General features: G+C 64.4%; 1 protein-coding gene. It reads right to left on the bottom strand.

Annotation, left to right across the window (positions count from 1 at the left end; genetic code table 11):
- Positions 1-16 precede the first annotated feature (16 nt).
- Positions 17-985: an IS110 family transposase gene (locus RWK44_RS34760; RefSeq protein ID WP_316030167.1), complete on the bottom strand. Its 969-nt coding sequence runs from the start codon at positions 983-985 to the stop codon at positions 17-19.
- Between the last annotated feature and the right edge of the window lie 180 nt (positions 986-1165).

Below are 1165 nucleotides of genomic sequence, written 5' to 3'. Positions count from 1 at the left end.
CCCTCACCAAGTCAGTTTATGCGTTGATCTTCCCTATTTCATTTTGGTGTCGCACGGCGTCTCTGACGCGGGCGTTTGCGATGGTGATGATCTTGCGCATGATGGCTGTGAGGGCGACGCGCTTGGGCTTTGCGGCCTTGAGCAGGGCCTTGTAGGCGACAGCGAGCGGATTGTCGCCGCGGCAGGCAGCGAGAGCGGCGATGAAGAGCGCCGGTCGGATCTGGCGCCGTCCGCCGGTGGTGCTGCGGTGCCAGTTGGCCTTGCCGCTGTCTTTGGGATGCGGGGCGACACCGGCAAGGCTTGCCACCTGGCGGCGGTTGAGGGTGCCGAGTTCGGGTATGACGGCCAAGAGCAGCGGCGCCAGGACAGGTCCGACACCGGGCACCGAACGCAGCTGTTGGGCCCGCAGTGCCAGATCGCGGCTTTCGCCGATCAGGGTGTCGATCTCGGCATTGAGGGCTTCGATATGGCGCTCCAGTTCGGCGAGATGATCGCGGATATTATCGGCTATGAGGCGGCTGCGTGGGGCTTTCAGGCGGTTCTGCTCCTGCACCCGCATGGCGACGAGGTCGAGACGGCGGGCGACGAGCAGCTCGAGCTTCTGCTGGGTGGGATCGGCCGACTGCCAACGGGGCAGTGTGGCGGCGCGGTCGCGGCCATAGCGGGACAGCCAGCGGGCATCGATAGGATCGTTCTTGGCGCGCTTGCCGAAGGATGCGATATAGGCCTTGACCTTGGCGGGGTCGGCGCGGTGGGCAGGAATGGCCAGTTCCAAGAGCACACCAAGCAGGATGTCCTCATAGCCGCCGGTGGCCTCGCACACAGCGAGGGTAGTCGTGCCCTGATACGGCTGCAGGGCGGCACGCAGCGCATCGGCTTCATTGGCGACGGTTACGGTGTGGCGTCTACCGTCGCATAGGGTGACGGTGTCGCGGGAGACGTCCAGGCCGAGGATGGACTGGATTTCGGTGGGTTCTGCCATCATAATCGGGCTCCATGCTTCGAATTGTCTGCGGGCGTGTCCGACGGATAGCCCATTCAAGTCAGCAAGCGATGCGAAGCTGGAGCGGCAAAGTCCCTTCATGAAGTCGGTCGTTGACACCTATTCCTGTACGGGCGCTTTGCCGCGCGAGCCCCGGGATGGCCATCCCGGGGCTCGATCCCA

Origin of the sequence: Rhizobium sp. 25PS6 (assembly GCF_032464655.1) — a bacterium.
Taxonomy (GTDB): Bacteria; Pseudomonadota; Alphaproteobacteria; order Rhizobiales; family Rhizobiaceae; genus Rhizobium; species Rhizobium laguerreae.
This window is presented reverse-complemented; position numbering and strand designations above follow the sequence as displayed.